The organism is Streptomyces sp. Isolate_45, from assembly GCF_024721315.2.
Lineage (GTDB): Bacteria > Actinomycetota > Actinomycetes > Streptomycetales > Streptomycetaceae > Streptomyces.
This window is the reverse complement of record NZ_JANFAK020000179.1, coordinates 1-15,366: the sequence shown is the minus strand read 5'-3', so window position 1 is coordinate 15,366 and position 15,366 is coordinate 1. Positions and strand designations below refer to the sequence as shown.

Annotated in this window: 14 protein-coding genes; 8 read left to right on the top strand and 6 right to left on the bottom strand. The window is 74.5% G+C overall.

All coding sequences use genetic code 11. The annotated features are described in order from the left end of the window. The first annotated feature begins 244 nt into the window (after positions 1–244). Genes NOD94_RS34810 through NOD94_RS34800 form a run of 3 tightly spaced genes read left to right on the top strand, consistent with a single transcriptional unit; the run spans position 245 to position 2,319 of the window. Complete coding sequence (locus tag NOD94_RS34810) at positions 245–736, top strand: DUF2771 domain-containing protein (protein WP_281210213.1); 492 nt, start codon at positions 245–247, stop codon at positions 734–736. Between the two features lie 13 nt (positions 737–749). Then, positions 750–1,475 carry a futalosine hydrolase gene (locus tag NOD94_RS34805; RefSeq protein ID WP_281210211.1) on the top strand — a complete coding sequence of 242 codons (726 nt, stop codon included), beginning with the start codon at positions 750–752 and terminating at the stop codon, positions 1,473–1,475. After that, the gene (locus NOD94_RS34800; RefSeq protein WP_281210210.1) at positions 1,462–2,319 is read left to right on the top strand and encodes a 1,4-dihydroxy-6-naphthoate synthase; all 858 of its coding nucleotides are present in this window, start codon (positions 1,462–1,464) and stop codon (positions 2,317–2,319) included. Before NOD94_RS34805 ends, NOD94_RS34800 begins: the two co-directional genes overlap by 14 nt. Before the next feature lie 70 nt (positions 2,320–2,389). Here the strand turns inward: NOD94_RS34800 and NOD94_RS34795 are convergent, their stop codons facing one another. Then, positions 2,390–2,773 carry a cold-shock protein gene (locus NOD94_RS34795; protein WP_030012939.1) on the bottom strand — a complete coding sequence of 128 codons (384 nt, stop codon included), beginning with the start codon at positions 2,771–2,773 and terminating at the stop codon, positions 2,390–2,392. A 199-nt stretch (positions 2,774–2,972) separates the two neighbouring features. Between NOD94_RS34795 and NOD94_RS34790 the strand changes: the two genes are divergently transcribed. Continuing rightward, positions 2,973–3,227, top strand: coding sequence for a hypothetical protein (locus NOD94_RS34790; RefSeq protein ID WP_281210209.1), 255 nt, complete (start codon positions 2,973–2,975; stop codon positions 3,225–3,227). Positions 3,228–3,247: 20 nt separating this feature from the next. Here the strand turns inward: NOD94_RS34790 and NOD94_RS34785 are convergent, their stop codons facing one another. Both NOD94_RS34785 and NOD94_RS34780 read right to left on the bottom strand, forming a co-directional pair. Further along, positions 3,248–3,901, bottom strand: a complete 654-nt coding sequence (locus tag NOD94_RS34785) for an HAD family hydrolase (RefSeq protein WP_281210208.1) — start codon at positions 3,899–3,901, stop codon at positions 3,248–3,250. Between the two features lie 188 nt (positions 3,902–4,089). After that, positions 4,090–5,118: a hypothetical protein gene (locus NOD94_RS34780; protein ID WP_281210207.1), complete on the bottom strand. Its 1,029-nt coding sequence runs from the start codon at positions 5,116–5,118 to the stop codon at positions 4,090–4,092. An 86-nt stretch (positions 5,119–5,204) separates the two neighbouring features. On the opposite strand from NOD94_RS34780, the gene NOD94_RS34775 reads away from it, so the two are divergent. Further along, positions 5,205–7,676: a helicase C-terminal domain-containing protein gene (locus NOD94_RS34775; RefSeq protein ID WP_281210206.1), complete on the top strand. Its 2,472-nt coding sequence runs from the start codon at positions 5,205–5,207 to the stop codon at positions 7,674–7,676. Between the two features lie 332 nt (positions 7,677–8,008). Beyond that, complete coding sequence (locus NOD94_RS34770) at positions 8,009–8,611, top strand: DUF4291 domain-containing protein (protein ID WP_281210205.1); 603 nt, start codon at positions 8,009–8,011, stop codon at positions 8,609–8,611. A gap of 53 nt (positions 8,612–8,664) precedes the next feature. Here the strand turns inward: NOD94_RS34770 and NOD94_RS34765 are convergent, their stop codons facing one another. After that, positions 8,665–9,135 carry an N-acetyltransferase gene (locus NOD94_RS34765; RefSeq protein ID WP_281210204.1) on the bottom strand — a complete coding sequence of 157 codons (471 nt, stop codon included), beginning with the start codon at positions 9,133–9,135 and terminating at the stop codon, positions 8,665–8,667. 162 nt (positions 9,136–9,297) lie between these two features. Here NOD94_RS34765 and NOD94_RS34760 point away from each other — a divergent pair, with 162 nt between their 5' ends. After that, positions 9,298–10,944: a DNA repair helicase XPB gene (locus tag NOD94_RS34760; RefSeq protein WP_281210203.1), complete on the top strand. Its 1,647-nt coding sequence runs from the start codon at positions 9,298–9,300 to the stop codon at positions 10,942–10,944. A 100-nt stretch (positions 10,945–11,044) separates the two neighbouring features. Here NOD94_RS34760 and NOD94_RS34755 read toward each other — a convergent pair whose 3' ends face one another. Together NOD94_RS34755 and NOD94_RS34750 are read right to left on the bottom strand one after the other, a co-directional pair. After that, entirely contained in the window at positions 11,045–12,088 is a 1,044-nt protein-coding gene (locus NOD94_RS34755) for a glycosyltransferase family 87 protein (RefSeq protein ID WP_281210202.1), read from the bottom strand. 291 nt (positions 12,089–12,379) lie between these two features. Then, on the bottom strand, positions 12,380–12,565 hold the full coding sequence (locus NOD94_RS34750) for a hypothetical protein (protein ID WP_281210201.1): 186 nt from the start codon (positions 12,563–12,565) through the stop codon (positions 12,380–12,382). Positions 12,566–12,884: 319 nt separating this feature from the next. Here NOD94_RS34750 and NOD94_RS34745 point away from each other — a divergent pair, with 319 nt between their 5' ends. After that, positions 12,885–14,960: an AAA family ATPase gene (locus tag NOD94_RS34745; RefSeq protein ID WP_281210200.1), complete on the top strand. Its 2,076-nt coding sequence runs from the start codon at positions 12,885–12,887 to the stop codon at positions 14,958–14,960. The last annotated feature ends 406 nt before the right edge of the window (positions 14,961–15,366 follow it).

Below are 15,366 nucleotides of genomic sequence, written 5' to 3'. Positions count from 1 at the left end.
CGCAGCAGCGGACAGGGCGCCATAAATCATGCCCGTCCCGGACGACACCCCACCCCGGCACCGGCCCCGACCCACCCCCGACCCCGCCAACCCAGCCCCGCCGGCGCTTGAGGCGCGGGGGCCCGGGGGCGGAGCCCCCGCAACGGCGCCGCACCCGAACCGACACACCCCCCGCCCCGGCGCAGCCGACCCGCACCGGACCCCATGCAGCACCACGACCCACCGGCCCGATAGCCTTCGGCTCATGACCGCACCGCTTTTCCCGGGTAGGGCCCGCCGCAGCGTCGCGGCCCTCGGAGCCGTGTCCGCCGGCCTCCTCCTCCTCTCCGCCTGCGGGGACAAGCCGACCCCGCTCGCGACCGTGACCGTCGGCACCTCCACCGTCTCCGCGGAGTCCGACTGCCGCGCCGACGGCAAGGACCTCTCCATGGACCGCGTCCAGGAGTGCCTGACGAACCTGAAGAACGCCAAGACCATCGAGTACGGCCGCGGCGACACGCTGCGCCTGGGCGTCGAGCCGGAGATCGTCGAGGACGGCCACCAGTGGCAGGCGGTCCTCGACGGACAGCCGATCACCGAGCCGTCCTCCAACACCTACCGCAGCTTCCAGGGCGCCGACGTCTTCGCCACCGGCGGCCAGGGCGAGGCCCCGGCCTCGAAGGTCCTCGGCTTCGTCCAGGTCGGCAAGGACGGCAAGCCGCTCGCCGTCTGGTCCTTCAAGCTCAAGCTGAAGTAACCGGGGGCATCCCGTGCGCGCGCTCGTCGTGACCGCGGTGGCCGCGGAGGCCGAATCCGCGGCCGCCGGTCTCACCCCTCATCCGGACCCGGTCGCCCCGGAGCCGCGCACCCTGCCCGGCGGGTACCTCATCACCCGCCGGGACCTGCCCGGTCTCGCCGTCGACGTGCTCGTCGGCGGTGTGGGCCCGGCCGCCGCGGCGGCCGCCACGGCCACCGCGCTCGCGCTGGCCGACTACTCCCTCGTCGTCTCCGCCGGCATCGGCGGCGGGTTCGCGCCCGCCGCCCCGCTCGGCTCCCTGGTGGTCGCCGACGCGCTCGTCGCCGCCGATCTGGGCGCCGACACTCCCGACGGGTTCCTCACCGTCGCGGAACTCGGCTTCGGCCACAGCGTGCACCTGCCGCCCGCCGAGCTGGCCGCGTCCGTCGCCGAGGCCACGGGGGCACTGCTCGCGCCCGTACTGACCGTGTCGACGGTCACCGGGACCGCCGCCCGCGCCGCCGAACTCGCCGCCCGGCACCCGCTCGCGGGCGCGGAGGCCATGGAGGGCTTCGGTGTGGCGGAGGCCGCCGCCGCGCACGGTCTGCCGGTGCTGGAGATCCGCGCCGTGTCCAATGCCGTCGGTCCGCGCGACCGTTCCGCCTGGCGCATCGGGGAGGCCCTCGCCTCGCTCGCCGACGGCTTCCGCGCGCTGGGACCCGTACTCGTCAACTGGGGAGAACGTCATGAGCACCGGTGACCGTCCGACGTTGGACATCGCCTACTCGCCCTGCCCGAACGACACGTTCGTGTTCGACGCGTGGGCGCACGGCCGGGTGCCGGGAGCGCCCGCCCTCGACGTCACGTTCGCGGACATCGACGTCACCAACGGCATGGCCGAGCGCGGTGAGCTGGACGTGCTGAAGGTGTCGTACGCCGTCCTGCCGTGGGTGCTGGAGGAGTACGCGCTGCTGCCCTGCGGCGGGGCCCTGGGGCGCGGTTGCGGTCCGTTGGTGCTGACCCGGGAGCCGGGCGTGGACCTGGCCGGGAAGACCGTGGCCGTGCCGAGCGAACGGTCGACCGCCTACCTGCTGTTCCGGCTGTGGGCGGCCGACGTGCTGCCCGAAGGCGTCGGGAAGGTGGTCGTGCTGCCGTTCCACGAGATCATGCCGGCCGTGCGGGACGGCCGGGTGGACGCCGGACTGGTCATCCACGAGGCCCGGTTCACCTACCGGGACTACGGGCTGCACTGCCTGGCGGACATGGGCGAGCACTGGGAGTCCACGACGGGCCTGCCGATCCCGCTCGGCGCGATCATCGCGAAGCGTTCGCTGGGCGCCGGGACGCTGCGGGCGCTGGCCGAGGCTGCCCGTACGTCGGTCCGGATGGCGTGGGAGGACCCGGAGGCGTCCCGCCCGTACGTGCGGGCGCACGCCCAGGAGTTGGATCCGGCGGTCGCCGACCAGCACATCGGGCTGTACGTCAACGAGTTCACCGCGGACCTCGGCGACGCCGGGTACGCGGCCGTCCGCGGGCTGCTGACCAGGGCCGCCGCCGAGGGGCTTGTTCCGGCCATCCCCCCGGACGCGCTCGTCTTCCCGTAGGGTCCGGGGCCGCGCGCGCAGGTGCCCCGCGGCTCGTTCGAGCGGCGGGGCACCTGGGCCGGACGTGGGGTCAGACGTCGAGTTGGTCGGCCACCGCGCGGAGCAGGCCGGCGATCTTCGTGCCGTGCACCTTGTCGGGGTAGCGGCCGCGTTCCAGCATCGGCGTGATGTTCTCCAGCAGGGTCGTCAGGTCCTGCACGATCGAGGCGAGCTCGTCGGGCTTGCGGCGTTGAGCGGCCGCGACCGAGGGCGCCGGATCCAGCACCGTCACGGAAAGTGCCTGGTCACCGCGTTGTCCCGCAACGACGCCGAACTCGACGCGCTGGCCGGGCTTGAGGGCGTCGACCCCAGCCGGGAGCACCGACGAGTGGACGAACACGTCGCCGCCGTCGTCGCGGGAGAGAAAGCCGAAGCCCTTCTCGCTGTTGAACCACTTGACCTTGCCGGTAGGCACGTCCGTCCTCTGTCCTTGTGCTCGTCGGGTCCGGTCGGCCGGGATGAGCGGCTCCGGATAGCAGTGCGGCAGGTCCTTCGACCCGCCTCCTCCAGGCTAATGGTCCAGAAACGGGTGACAAGACGTTCCCCGGTCCTTCCCGGGGCCCTTCCGCCGTCCTTCCGGTTCACTGCGTCGGCCAGGGAACTACCCTGGTCGGGTGACTGTTACTCCTCATCCCGACGATGCCCGGCCCGGCGACGGACTCGTCAAGGCCGGCGGCATCGTGTTCATCGCCGGCGCCGTGGCGACCCTCGCGACGATGGCCCCGCTGTTCCTGGACACCGATCCGTTCCCGTCGTACGCGTGGGCCGTGTGCATGCTCATGGGCGTCGGCTTCGCCATCTCCGCGGCGGGCGTGTTCCGCTCGGCCGCGGCGCAGCGAAAGGCGGCCCGGGCTTCCCAGGCCGCCTGACGGGTGCCGCGGAACGGGTCTCAGGCCGCGGCGCGGGCGCGGTCGTACTCCGCGAGCCACTGCGGCAGCGCGGTGAGGTCGGGGAGCACGACGTCCGCGCCCGCGGCGCGCAGTTCGGCTTCCGAGCACGGGCCGGTGGGCACCGCCACGGACAGCGCGCCGGCCGTGCGGGCGCCCCGCACGTCGCCGACGTGGTCGCCGACGTAGACCTGCGCGCCGTACTCGCGCAGGGCCTCCGCCTTGGCCTCCGCCCACAGCCAGCCGATGACGGCGTCGGCCTCGATGCCGAGGTGCTCCAGGTGGTGGCGGGCGTTGGGCTCGTTCTTCGCGGTGACAACGATGGCACGGCCGCCGAGGGCCTGGACGGCGGCGATGGCCTCGCGGGCGCCGGGCATCGCGGGCGTCGGCTCGATGGCGTGCTCGACGTAGATCTCCCGGTAGCGGTCCCGCATCGCCGGGATCTCCGCGTCGGTGAACCAGTACGCGAGCTCCTCCTCCAGCGGCGGCCCGAGCCGGGTGACGGCCTCGTCCGCGTCGATGAAGGCACCCGTCTCGGCCGACAGCGCCTGATAGGTGGCCCGGATGCCGGGGCGGGAGTCGATCAGGGTCATGTCGAGGTCGAACCCGACCGTCAAAAGGGCGGGTTGGATCATGGTGTGGGGGTGGGAGGTCATGCTCCCATTGTGCCGAGGCCCGTCCGGCTAAACGGAACGTGGACTTAGCTTTCCCTTTCCAGACCATGAAATTTAGGCATATCCCACCCCAGGTCCTCGGGCTCCATTCAAGACGTTCTCCATCGGCCCGCCGGAATGCGTGGTGGGAGCACCCATCGCCGCGCGCCCGACCCGCGGTAAGCCGGGACCTAGCCGCGACGGCGCGAGCGCCACAGCAGGTACGCCGCCGTCGCGACGGCGGCCCAGCGGATCAGGCCGGGCCACATGCCGTGGAACACGGCGCCGATCCCGTCATCGGCGAGCGCCTCGCCCCACCGGCCCGCCCGCCGGCCCCACAGCCACAGCACCGCTCCGGTGAAGATCGCGCCGGGCACGCCGAGGACGACCCACTTGCGTTCGGTCGGTCCGAGCACCCGGGATCCGTACGCCACCAGCCAGCCGACGGCGAGCAGCATCCAGTACCCGGTGAGCGCACCCGCCGTGAGGAGCGCCGCCGCCAGCAGCAGGAACGCGTGCGGAAGGGACCGGCCCGCCGGCGCCGCCACGACGTCGGGGGCGGCCGCGGCGGCCTTGCGCTGCCGGCGGCGCTCCCGGCGGGCCCTCAGCACCCGTACGGCCCGGCGCGTCCGGGATTCCGACGGGCCCGCCGGCGGCCTCGTCGCGGCCCCGCCGGCGGCCTCGTCCTCATCCGCGTCCGCATCGCCGGCGCCGCCGCGGCCGAAGCCCGCCGGGAACTCGATGCCGCCCGCGAAGCCCTCCACCTGCGGCCCCGAGCCGAGCGCGGCCGCGCCCGGCCCGACGCGCCACCAGTCGGGTTCGACGCCGTCGGGGGTGCCGAGTTCGTCGAGACCGGCGAGGTGCGGCGGCACGTTCCGCGGCTCCTCGGCCGGCTCCGGAGCGGGCCTGCGGCGCAACCGGCCCCGCTGGACGGGGACCGCGGGGGCCGCGACCGTCGGGGCGGGGGTCCGGACCGACTCGGCGGCGCGCGCGGGCCGGCCCACGGTGTCGAGGACCTCCTCCGGCGTGCCGAGCCGCTCCAGGATGCGACGTACGGCTGCCGGCGTCTCCGGTTCGTACTTGGCGCGCCGACGGTCGATCTCGTCCCGGAGCCCCGACACCAACCGCATCCGGTCACCCGACGACAACTGCCGCCGCTGCGCCAAGTCCCCGACCCGGCTCAGATATTCGTAGACCAGATGGTCGCTCTCGATCCCCACGCCCCGGCTCCTCACGTCCCGCCTGCCCCGAAGGTAGCGCGTGCGCCCGTGGAGCGGTCGTCGGCGCAACGGATACCGTTGACCGGATGGGGACCGGCCGACGGACCGGCCGGCGCGACCAGGAGGCGACCACCGTGCCCGAGGCAAGCACCGCTGCGGGAAATGCCCCGCGCTCCCTCGCCGAGGCGCTGCGCGCCCGTGACGACGTGGGGCTCGCGGCCCTGCTGCACGCGCGTCCGGACCTGCTGAACCCGGTACCCGGCGACGTCACCCAGCTCGCCACCCGCGCCGGGACCCGCGCGTCGGTCGTGCGCGCCCTGGACCGCCTGGACCGGTTCGCCCTCCAGACGGCGGAGGCCCTCGCGGTGGCGCCCGACCCGTGCCCTTACCCGGTACTGGAGTCCCTGCTGACGGGCGGCGAGAACGAGGCCGCCCGCGCCGAGCTGCCCCGGGCGCTCGGCACGCTGCGCGACCAGGCCCTGGTGTGGGGCGACGAGGAGCGGCTGCGGCTGGTGCGCACCGCCCGGGAGCTGCTCGCGCCGTCCGCGCAGCGGCCCTCCCCGACGGGGCTCGGGCCGACGGTGTCCGAGGCGACGGCCGGCATGTCACCGACGCGGATCCAGGAGATCGTGGCGGCCCTCGGACTGCCCGCCACCCACGACGCGGTGTCCGCCGTGACCGCCCTGACCGGCCTGTTCGCCGACCCGGAGCGGATGTCGACGCTGCTGGACGAGGCCCCGGCAGAGGCCCACCAGGTCCTCGGGCGGCTCGTGTGGGGGCCGCCGTACGGGGAGGTGACCCCGCAGCCGACCGCGCCGGTGCGCTGGCTGCGCGACCGGGGGCTGCTGCTGCCCGCCTCGGCGCGCACGGTCGTCCTGCCCCGCGAGGTGGCGCTGCACCTGCGCGGCGGGCTGGCGCACCGGCTGACGGCCCCGCTGCCGCCGCCGGTCGGCGCGCGCCGCGAGCACCGTCCACAGCTTGTGGACGCGAACGCGGCCGGTCAGGCGCTGGCCGCGGTGGCCACCGTCGAGGAACTCGTGAAGTCCTGGGAGCACGCCGGGCCGGCCGTCCTGCGGGCGGGCGGACTCGCCGTACGGGACCTCAAGCGGGCGGCGGCCGTGCTGGACACCACCGAACCGTCGGCGGCGTTCTGGATCGAACTGGCCTACGCGGCCGGACTGCTGGCGAGCGACGGGGAGGCCGACGAACGGTACGCGCCGACCCCGGCCTTCGACGGCTGGTGCGAACTGCCGCCCGCCGAACGGTGGTCGGTGCTGGCCGCCGCCTGGCTGCCGGCCACCCGGACGGCCGGGCTCGTCGGCGAGCAGGACGCCAAGGGGCGCACCCTGTCGACGCTCGGACCGGAACTCGACCGGTCGGCGGCGCCCGAGGTGCGCCGCCGCGTCCTCGGCCTCATCGCCGAGCTGCCCGAGGGCGGTTCGCCCGACCCGGACGCACTGCTGGACCGGCTCGCCTGGGAACGTCCCGTACGCGGCACCAGCGACCTGCGGGCCCGCCTCGCGCACTGGACGCAGACCGAGTCCGAAGTCCTCGGCGTCACCGGCCGCGGCGCGATCAGCGCGTTCGGCCGCGCCCTGCTGGAGCACCGGGACCCGACGCCGCTGTTGGCCCCGCTGCTGCCCGAGCCGGTCGACCACGTCCTGCTCCAGGCCGACCTGACGGCGGTCGCGCCCGGTCCGCTGCGGCGGCCCCTCGGCGACACCCTGGCGGTGCTCGCGGACGTCGAGTCCAAGGGCGGGGCGACCGTGTACCGCTTCACCCCCGGCTCCGTACGCCGGGCCCTGGACGCCGGGCACACCGCCGTCGACCTGCACGCCTTCCTCGCCGAGCACAGCCGCACCCCCGTACCGCAGCCGCTCTCGTACCTCATCGACGACGTGGCGAGACGGCACGGGCACCTGCGCGTCGGCGCGGCCTCCTCGTACGTGCGCTGCGACGACGACAGCATCCTGAACGAGATCCTCGCCGACAAGCGGTCCGCCGGGCTCGGTCTGCGCCGCCTCGCGCCGACCGTCCTGGCCGCGCAGGCCGAACCGGGGGCGCTGCTCGACGGGTTGCGGGCGATGGGCTACGCCCCGGCCGCGGAGTCCCGTACCGGCGACGTCCTGGTGGCGCGGGCCGACGCGCACCGCACCCCGGCCCGCTCGGCACCGGTCCCGGTCCCGGACGGACCACCGGTCCCGGACGCCACGCTGCTGGGCGCGGCGGTACGGGCCATCCGCGCGGGCGACCTCGCGGCCACGGCGGTCCGCAAGGAACCCGCCTCGGCGGCGGGCTCCCCACCCCCGACAGCCGGCGAACTCCCGCGCACCAGCGCGGCGGAAACCCTGGCAACCGTCCAGGCCGCCGCCCTGACGGGCTCGGCGGTGTGGATCGGCTACGTGAACGCCGAGGGCGCGGCCAGCCAGCGCGTCATCGCCCCGGTCCGCGTCGAGGGCGGCTTCGTCACCGGCTACGACCACACGGCGGACGAAGTCCGCACGTACGCCCTCCACCGCATCACGGGCGTGGCAGAACTGGCGGAGGACCAGGTCTGACCCCGATCCGGCCCCACCGTCCCCGATCCGGCCCCGGCGTCCCTGCTCCAGCCCCGCCGTCCCTGCTCAGGCCCCGCCGTCCCTGCTCCAGCCCCGCCGTCCCGTATCCGGCCCCGCCGTCCCCGATCCGGCCCCACCGTCCCCGATCCAGCCCCGCCGGCGTTTGAGGCGCGGGGGCCCGGGGGCGGCGCCCCCGGCAACGGCGCCGCACGCGCACGGGGTCCGGGCACGGCCCGGGGAACGGAGGAAGGGCGGGTCGGGGAGACGCCCCGCGCAGCGGCACCCGCCGAAACCCGCTGGATCCCCGACCGCCGACCCGGCAGGGTGACGCCATGCCCCCCGAACCCCCCGCACCCCCCACCCACCAGATCCGCGCGACCCACACCGCCACCACCGTGACGGTGTACCAGGCCTACTCCCCCCACCTGGCCACCCCCGCCGCCCGCGACAACCGCTTCCCTCCCGCCTGGAAGCGCGACCGCATGACGTGGGTCAAGCCGTCGTTCCTGTGGATGATGTACCGCTGCGGCTGGGCCACCAAGGCCGACCAGGAGACGGTGCTGGCGATCGAGATCACCCGCGAGGGCTTCGACCGGGCGCTGTCCGAAGCCTGCCTGTCGCACTACGCACCCGGCATCCACCCGGACCGTGAGACCTGGCGGCAGACCCTCGCATCCGCCCCGGCCCGCGTCCAATGGGACCCCGAGCGCGACACGCACCTGAACCCGCTGCCCCACCGCTCCCTGCAGCTCGGCCTGTCCGGCCCCGCCTCCCGCGCCTACGCCGACGAGTGGACGGTCTCCATCCGCGACGTCACCCCCCTGGCCCGGCGGATCCACGCCCTGGTCCGGTCCGGCCACGACGAGGACGTACGCGCCCTCCTCCCCGCCGAAACCCCGTACCCGGCCGGCCCCCTGCCCCACCTCGGCGCCTGACCCACCGGCCCCCGCCGGCCCGCCCACCCCACCGGCCCCCGCCGGCCCCCGCCTCACCGCCCCCCGTAGTCGATCCGCTCCGCGTCGAACGGCCACGCCTCCCGGAGCCAGCGGCCCACCGCCGCGCGGACGGGCGCGTCCAGGTACGCCCGGTCGGCCCGTACCCATGAGTTGACCCGTACCCGCCCCGGCCGCTCCCTGGCGGGGTACACGTACAGGCAGCCGATGACCTCGTCCTCCCCCTCCAGCACGCTGTACGTGAACCCGCTGCGCTCCTCGAAGTCCCGCGCGTGCCGCACCAGGTCGGCGAGGTTCGCCTCGGCGCTCATGCCCTCCGGCGGCGGCCAGCCCCCGGAGAACCCGCAGGTGGCGCGGACGTGCTCGACGCTGCCGCTCCAGGCGGCGAGGTCCCGTTCGTTGTGCTGCGGCCCGAGCGGCTCCAGCCGGAACCCGTCCCCGGCGAAGGCGCGCGGCACCTCGAAGCCGTCCGGTACGAACCCGAAACCCTGCTGATCGTCATCCATACCCGGAACGTACGCACCGTCCGAGCGGGGTGTCAGCCCGTTTTCGCCGACCCACCGGCGCCCGCACCGGCCCCGCACCGACCCTGCCCCGGCGCCCTCACCACCCTGAAACCCCTGGCCATGCGGCACACTGGAGGTTTGGCCGAACGGAAAGGTGCTCCCGTGAACTCAGGCCCACTCATCGTCCAGAGCGACAAAACCCTCCTCCTGGAGGTAGACCACGAGCTCGCCGGGGCCGCGCGCCGCGCCATCGCCCCGTTCGCCGAGCTGGAGCGGGCTCCCGAGCACATCCACACCTACCGGATCACCCCGCTCGGCCTGTGGAACGCGCGGGCCGCCGGCCACGACGCCGAGCAGGTCGTCGACGCGCTCGTCGAGTTCTCCCGTTACCCCGTCCCGCACGCGCTGCTCGTCGACGTCGCCGAGACCATGGCCCGCTACGGTCGCCTCACCCTCTCCAAGCACCCCGTGCACGGGCTGGTCCTGACCAGCACCGACCGTCCGGTGCTGGAGGAGATCCTGCGGTCCAAGAAGGTCGCGCCGCTGGTCGGCGCCCGGCTCGATCCCGACACCGTGGCCGTGCACCCCTCCGAGCGCGGTCAGATCAAGCAGACCCTGCTCAAGCTGGGCTGGCCCGCCGAGGACCTCGCCGGGTACGTGGACGGCGAGGCCCACCCGATCGACCTCGTCGAGGACGGCTGGGCGCTGCGCCCCTACCAGCAGCAGGCCGTCGAGGGCTTCTGGCACGGCGGTTCCGGAGTGGTCGTACTGCCCTGCGGCGCGGGCAAGACGCTGGTCGGCGCCGGTGCCATGGCCAAGGCCCGGGCGACCACGCTGATCCTCGTCACGAACACCGTCTCGGCCCGCCAGTGGAAGCACGAGCTGGTCAAGCGGACGTCGCTGACGGAGGAGGAGATCGGCGAGTACTCCGGCACCCGCAAGGAGATCCGGCCCGTCACGATCGCCACGTACCAGGTCCTGACGACCAAGCGGAAGGGCATCTACCCGCACCTGGAGCTGTTCGACTCCCGGGACTGGGGCCTGATCCTCTACGACGAGGTCCACCTGCTGCCCGCGCCGGTCTTCAAGTTCACCGCCGACCTCCAGGCCCGCCGCAGGCTCGGTCTGACGGCCACCCTCGTCCGAGAGGACGGCCGCGAGTCCGACGTCTTCTCCCTGATCGGGCCGAAGCGCTTCGACGCGCCGTGGAAGGAGATCGAGGCGCAGGGCTACATCGCGCCCGCCGACTGCGTCGAGGTCCGGGTCAACCTCACCGAGTCGGAGCGGCTCGCGTACGCGACCGCCGAGACGGAGGAGAAGTACCGCTTCTGCGCGACGACCGCCACGAAGCGGAAGGTCACCGAGGCGCTGGTGCGCAAGCACCAGGGCGAGCAGACGCTGGTCATCGGGCAGTACATCGACCAGCTCGACGAGCTCGGCGAACACCTGGACGCGCCCGTCATCAAGGGCGAGACCTCCAACGCGCAGCGCGAGAAGCTCTTCAACGCGTTCCGTGAGGGTGAGATCAGCGTGCTGGTCGTCTCGAAGGTCGCGAACTTCTCCATCGACCTGCCCGAGGCCACCGTCGCCATCCAGGTGTCCGGCACCTTCGGCTCGCGCCAGGAGGAGGCCCAGCGCCTCGGCCGGGTGCTGCGCCCGAAGGCGGACGGGCACGAGGCGCGGTTCTACTCGGTCGTCGCGCGCGACACGATCGACCAGGACTTCGCCGCCCACCGGCAGCGCTTCCTCGCCGAGCAGGGCTACGCCTACCGCATCCTGGACGCCGACGAGCTCCTCGCCGACGGCTGACGGCCCCGACCGGCGGACCTGCGGACCGCACGGGGGCCGGCGCGACCCGACCGCGCGCGGCCGTCGTCACCCCGCCGCTCCGCCAAGCCCCGACCACCCGTCACCGGGACCCGACCGGCACCCCGTCCCCCGGGGCGGTGTCCGTGGCACACCGCGAGGCCGGGTCCAGGACCGGAACGGAGTCCGAAGCCAGGGCCGGTTCCGGGGCCGGGGCGAAGCCCAGGTCCGGCGCCAAGTCCGAAGCCAGGGCCAGGGCCGGAGCGGAGTCCGAAGCCAGGGCCGGTTCCGGGGCCGGGGCGAAGCCCAGGTCCGGCGCCAAGTCCGAAGCCAGGGCCAGGGCCGGGGCGGAGTCCAGCGGCGAAGCCGAGTTCGGTCCCGGGGCGGCCTTGGGAGCGGCCCGGTGTTCGGTGCGGGCTCGGCGGCGCAGGAGGGCTCCGGAGACGCCGGCCAGCAGCGGTACGGTCCACACCCACAGGTGGGGCCAGTGGAGCAGCAGCTCGCTGCCGGTGCCGGGGAGGTGGCGGGCCCAGAAGTCGGCGGAGGCCTGCGGGAGCACCAGCAGCCCGAGCAGGGCGGTCCCGGTGAATCCGGCCAGGGCGGTGAGCCCGGCCCGGATCCGGCCGGTCAGCAGCAGGTACGGGATGAAGACCGCCGGCGTCAGGGTGATCCCGGCGGCCGTGCCCAGCGCGAACCCCTTGCCCAGGGCGCCGCGCGCCCGGCCCAGGTCCCAGACGGCCAGGCAGGCGAGCGCCAGGTTGATCTGACCGGACAGCGGGCTCTGGAACAGCGGCTCCAGCCACAACCCGCCGATGGTGGCGGCCAGCACCGGGCCGGTCCGTCCCCGCAGTCCCGCGAGGCGACAGGAAAGCAGGATCAGAAGCGCGAGCAGGGCGGCGTTGCCGAGGAGGAGCACGAGCTTCAACACCCCGGACGGCAGCCACGCGGCCGGCGTGAAAAGGATCGCCGCGAACGGCGGATAGCCGGCGGGCGGATGCCACTCGGCGGCGGAAATGCCGTGGACGAGGGCCTCGGCCATCGGTAGGCGCAGGGCGATGCACAGCACGCCCAGGACCAGCAGCGAACCCGTGACCAGCAGACCGGCAAGGGGCGACGGCGAGCGGGCGGGATCGGAGCTCCGGGTCACGCGCGTGACCCTAGTGGATCAGCGCCCCGGTGCCGCCGGGATCCGGCCACCCCACGAGCCCCACCGACCCGGCCACGGGCACCCCACCGGCCCCGCGCCCACGGCCGGCCGACGCCCACCCCGGCTCCCGCGCCGAACGCAAACGCCCGCCCGGTCGGAGACGACCCGGTCGGAGACAGCCCGGTCAGCGCCCGCCCGGTCGGAGACGGCCCCGGTCAGAGACGACCCGGTCAGAGACGGCCACGGTCAGAGACGACCCGGTCAGAGACGGCCCAGTCAGCGCCGGCCCGGTCAGCGACGTATGACGCCCGCGTCCTCCGCGTACTCGCCCAGGACGACGACGCTCACGGCGGTGGCGGCGAAGACCTTCGCTGCGCGCAGGACGTCGCCCACGCGGTAGCGGGAACGGTGGTCGGAGGTGGCGGTGGCGCCGCTCGGGCGGCCGCCCCGGATCGGGGTGAAGGTTGCGGTGCTCATGTATCCATGGTGCGTTCTCCCGCCCCCCGGCACATCGCTCCGCAGAGGGAACATCCAGGCCCCCCTGGTCCTCCTCACGACCCACCCCGCCCCCTAGGGGCCACTCCCAGGTCTGACACTCCCCCGTATGACACCCGTCCGTACCCGTCCGGAGCCCCCTCCCCCCACCGACCCGCACCCCCGTAATCCGTTCGCGCGGCGCGGGCGCGGTGACTAGAATCTCCGCTCTTGCCGCCTCCCGCCGCCGCATCGGGGAGAGCCGTCCGCCGCTCGGAAACCGGCGGACATCAGTTCCTTACCAGCAGCTGGAGGCAGTCCCGTGCCCGCGCACGCCCCCGAATCCGACCCGCTCGCCCGCGAACGGTCCCACCTGGCCGCCTCCCGCTCCGCCCTCCGCGCGATGCGCGAGGACGTCGAGGCCCTCGACATCCGCGACGTCACCGCGAACTGGGTCAACGCCATCGTCCTCCAGGCGCAGATCGACGACCGGATCAAGGCCCTCGCCGACCTGTCCCACACCCCGCTCTTCTTCGGCCGCCTCGACTACCTGCACGCCCCCGGCGCCGAACTGGCCGAGGGCGCGGAGGGCGAGCAGTTCTACATCGGCCGCCGCCACGTCCACGACGCCGACGGCGACCCGATGGTCATCGACTGGCGCGCGCCCGTCTCCCAGCCGTTCTACCGCGCCTCCAAGGCCGACCCGCAGGACGTGGCGCTGCGCCGGCGCTTCGGCTACACGAGCGGCGAACTGACCGCGTACGAGGACGAGCACCTCTCCGACCCGGCCGAGGCGGCCGCCGTCAGCAAGCTCCTCCAGCAGGAGATCGAGCGCCCCCGCGTCGGCCCCATGCGCGACATTGTGGCCACGATCCAACCCGAGCAGGACGAAATCGTCCGCTCCGGCCTGTCCGGATCGGTGTGCGTGCAGGGCGGCCCCGGCACCGGGAAGACGGCCGTCGGCCTGCACCGCGTCGCGTACCTCCTGTACGCGCACCGCGACCGGCTCGCCCGCACCGGCACCCTCGTCATCGGGCCGAACCGTTCCTTCCTCCACTACATCGAGCAGGTCCTGCCGGCCCTGGGCGAGCTGGAGGTCAAGCAGGCCACCGTCGACGACCTGGTCGCCCGCCCCGGCCTGGAGGTACGCGGCTCCGACGAGGCCGCGACGGCCGTCGTCAAGGGCGACGCCCGCATGGCCCGCGTGCTGCGCGACGCGGTCCGCTCGCACGTCACCGCGCCCACCGAGCCCCTGATGGTGGTGCGCGGCTCGCGCCGCTGGCGGGTGCCGGCGTACGAGCTCGCGGAGATCGTCGAGGAGCTCCAGCGGCGCGACATCCGCTACGGGGCGGCCCGCGAGGCGCTGCCGCAGCGGATCGCCCACCAGATCCTCGTACGCATGGAGCAGGCGGGCGAGGCCCCCGACGACCGCGTGCAGGACGCGGTGGCCCGCAACGCCGCCGTCAAGGCGGCCGTCAAGGAGATCTGGCCGCCCGTGGAACCGGCCAAGCTGGTGCTGCGCCTGCTGTCCGACCCGGAGTTCCTCGCGGTCCACGCCGAGGGCGTCCTCACCGCCGACGAGCAGAAGCTCCTCCTGTGGCCCAAGCCCTACCGCAGCGTGAAGTCGGCGAAGTGGTCCCCGGCCGACCTGGTCCTCATCGACGAGGCCGCCGACCTGGTGGAACGTACGCACTCCCTCGGTCACGTCGTCCTCGACGAGGCGCAGGACCTGTCCCCGATGCAGTACCGGGCCGTGGGCCGGCGCTGCACGACGGGCTCGGCGACGGTCCTCGGCGACCTCGCGCAGGGCACCACCCCGTGGGCCACCCGCAGCTGGGACGAGGCCCTCACCCACCTGGGCAAGCCGGAAGCGGTCCTGGAGGAACTCACGGCGGGCTTCCGCGTGCCGCGCGAGGTCATCGCGTACGCCTCCCGGCTGCTCCCGGCCATCTCCCCGGGCCTGGCCCCGGTCTCCTCGGTCCGCGAGACCCCGGGGTCCCTGACGGTCACGGAGGTCACGGAGGCGGACGGCCTCACCCCGGCCGTGATCGACGCCTGCCGGGCCTCCCTCGTCCACGAGGGCTCGATCGGCCTGATCGCGGCCGACGCGCGGATCCCGGACCTGGGACGGGCCCTCCTGGACGCGGGCCTCCCGTACCTGTCGCCCGGCGAGGAGACCACGGCGGAGTCGCGGCTGACGCTGGTGCCGGCGTCGCTGGCGAAGGGTCTGGAGTACGACTACGTCGTCCTCGACGAGCCGGCCGCCGTCGTGAGCGGTGAGCCGGACGAACGGACCGGGCTGCGCCGGCTGTACGTCTGCCTCACCCGAGCCGTCTCGGGCCTCACGGCCCTCCACGCGGCCCCCCTCCCCGGGGCCCTGGCCCCGCCCCCCGCCTGACCCACCACCCGCTGCGCGGGGCCGTTCCCCTACCCGCCCTTCCCCCGTTCCCGCCTCAACGCCGGCGAGGCTCACCCCGAAACCCCCGGGGCTCCGCCCCGTACCCCGCGCCTCAAACGCCGGCGGGGCTGATGGTGCGGCGGGGCGGGATGGGCGGCGAGGCTGGATGTGAGGCGGGGGGCCGGAACAGGGCGGCGTGCCGCAGGTCGGGGACGGTGACGGGGCGGTGCCGCAGGTCGGGGACGGGGACGGGGTGGGGTGTCGTCCGGGACTAAAACGTGATTTGTTGGCGCGCGGTACCGCCCCACCAACGCAGCAGCGGACAGGGCGCCATAAATCATGCCCGTCCCGGACGACACCCCACCCCGGCACCGGCCCCGACCCACCCGCAGCCACCGCACCCGCA

What these genes read in the sequence shown, in the direction of transcription:
- NOD94_RS34810 (WP_281210213.1), top strand. Translation starts at nt 245, where the DNA reads ATGACCGCACCGCTTTTCCCGGGTAGGGCCCGCCGCAGCGTCGCGGCC.
- NOD94_RS34800 (WP_281210210.1), top strand. Translation starts at nt 1,462, where the DNA reads ATGAGCACCGGTGACCGTCCGACGTTGGACATCGCCTACTCGCCCTGC.
- NOD94_RS34785 (WP_281210208.1), bottom strand. Translation starts at nt 3,901, where the DNA reads ATGACCTCCCACCCCCACACCATGATCCAACCCGCCCTTTTGACGGTC.
- NOD94_RS34775 (WP_281210206.1), top strand. Translation starts at nt 5,205, where the DNA reads ATGGGGACCGGCCGACGGACCGGCCGGCGCGACCAGGAGGCGACCACC.
- NOD94_RS34770 (WP_281210205.1), top strand. Translation starts at nt 8,009, where the DNA reads ATGCCCCCCGAACCCCCCGCACCCCCCACCCACCAGATCCGCGCGACC.
- NOD94_RS34765 (WP_281210204.1), bottom strand. Translation starts at nt 9,135, where the DNA reads ATGGATGACGATCAGCAGGGTTTCGGGTTCGTACCGGACGGCTTCGAG.
- NOD94_RS34750 (WP_281210201.1), bottom strand. Translation starts at nt 12,565, where the DNA reads ATGAGCACCGCAACCTTCACCCCGATCCGGGGCGGCCGCCCGAGCGGC.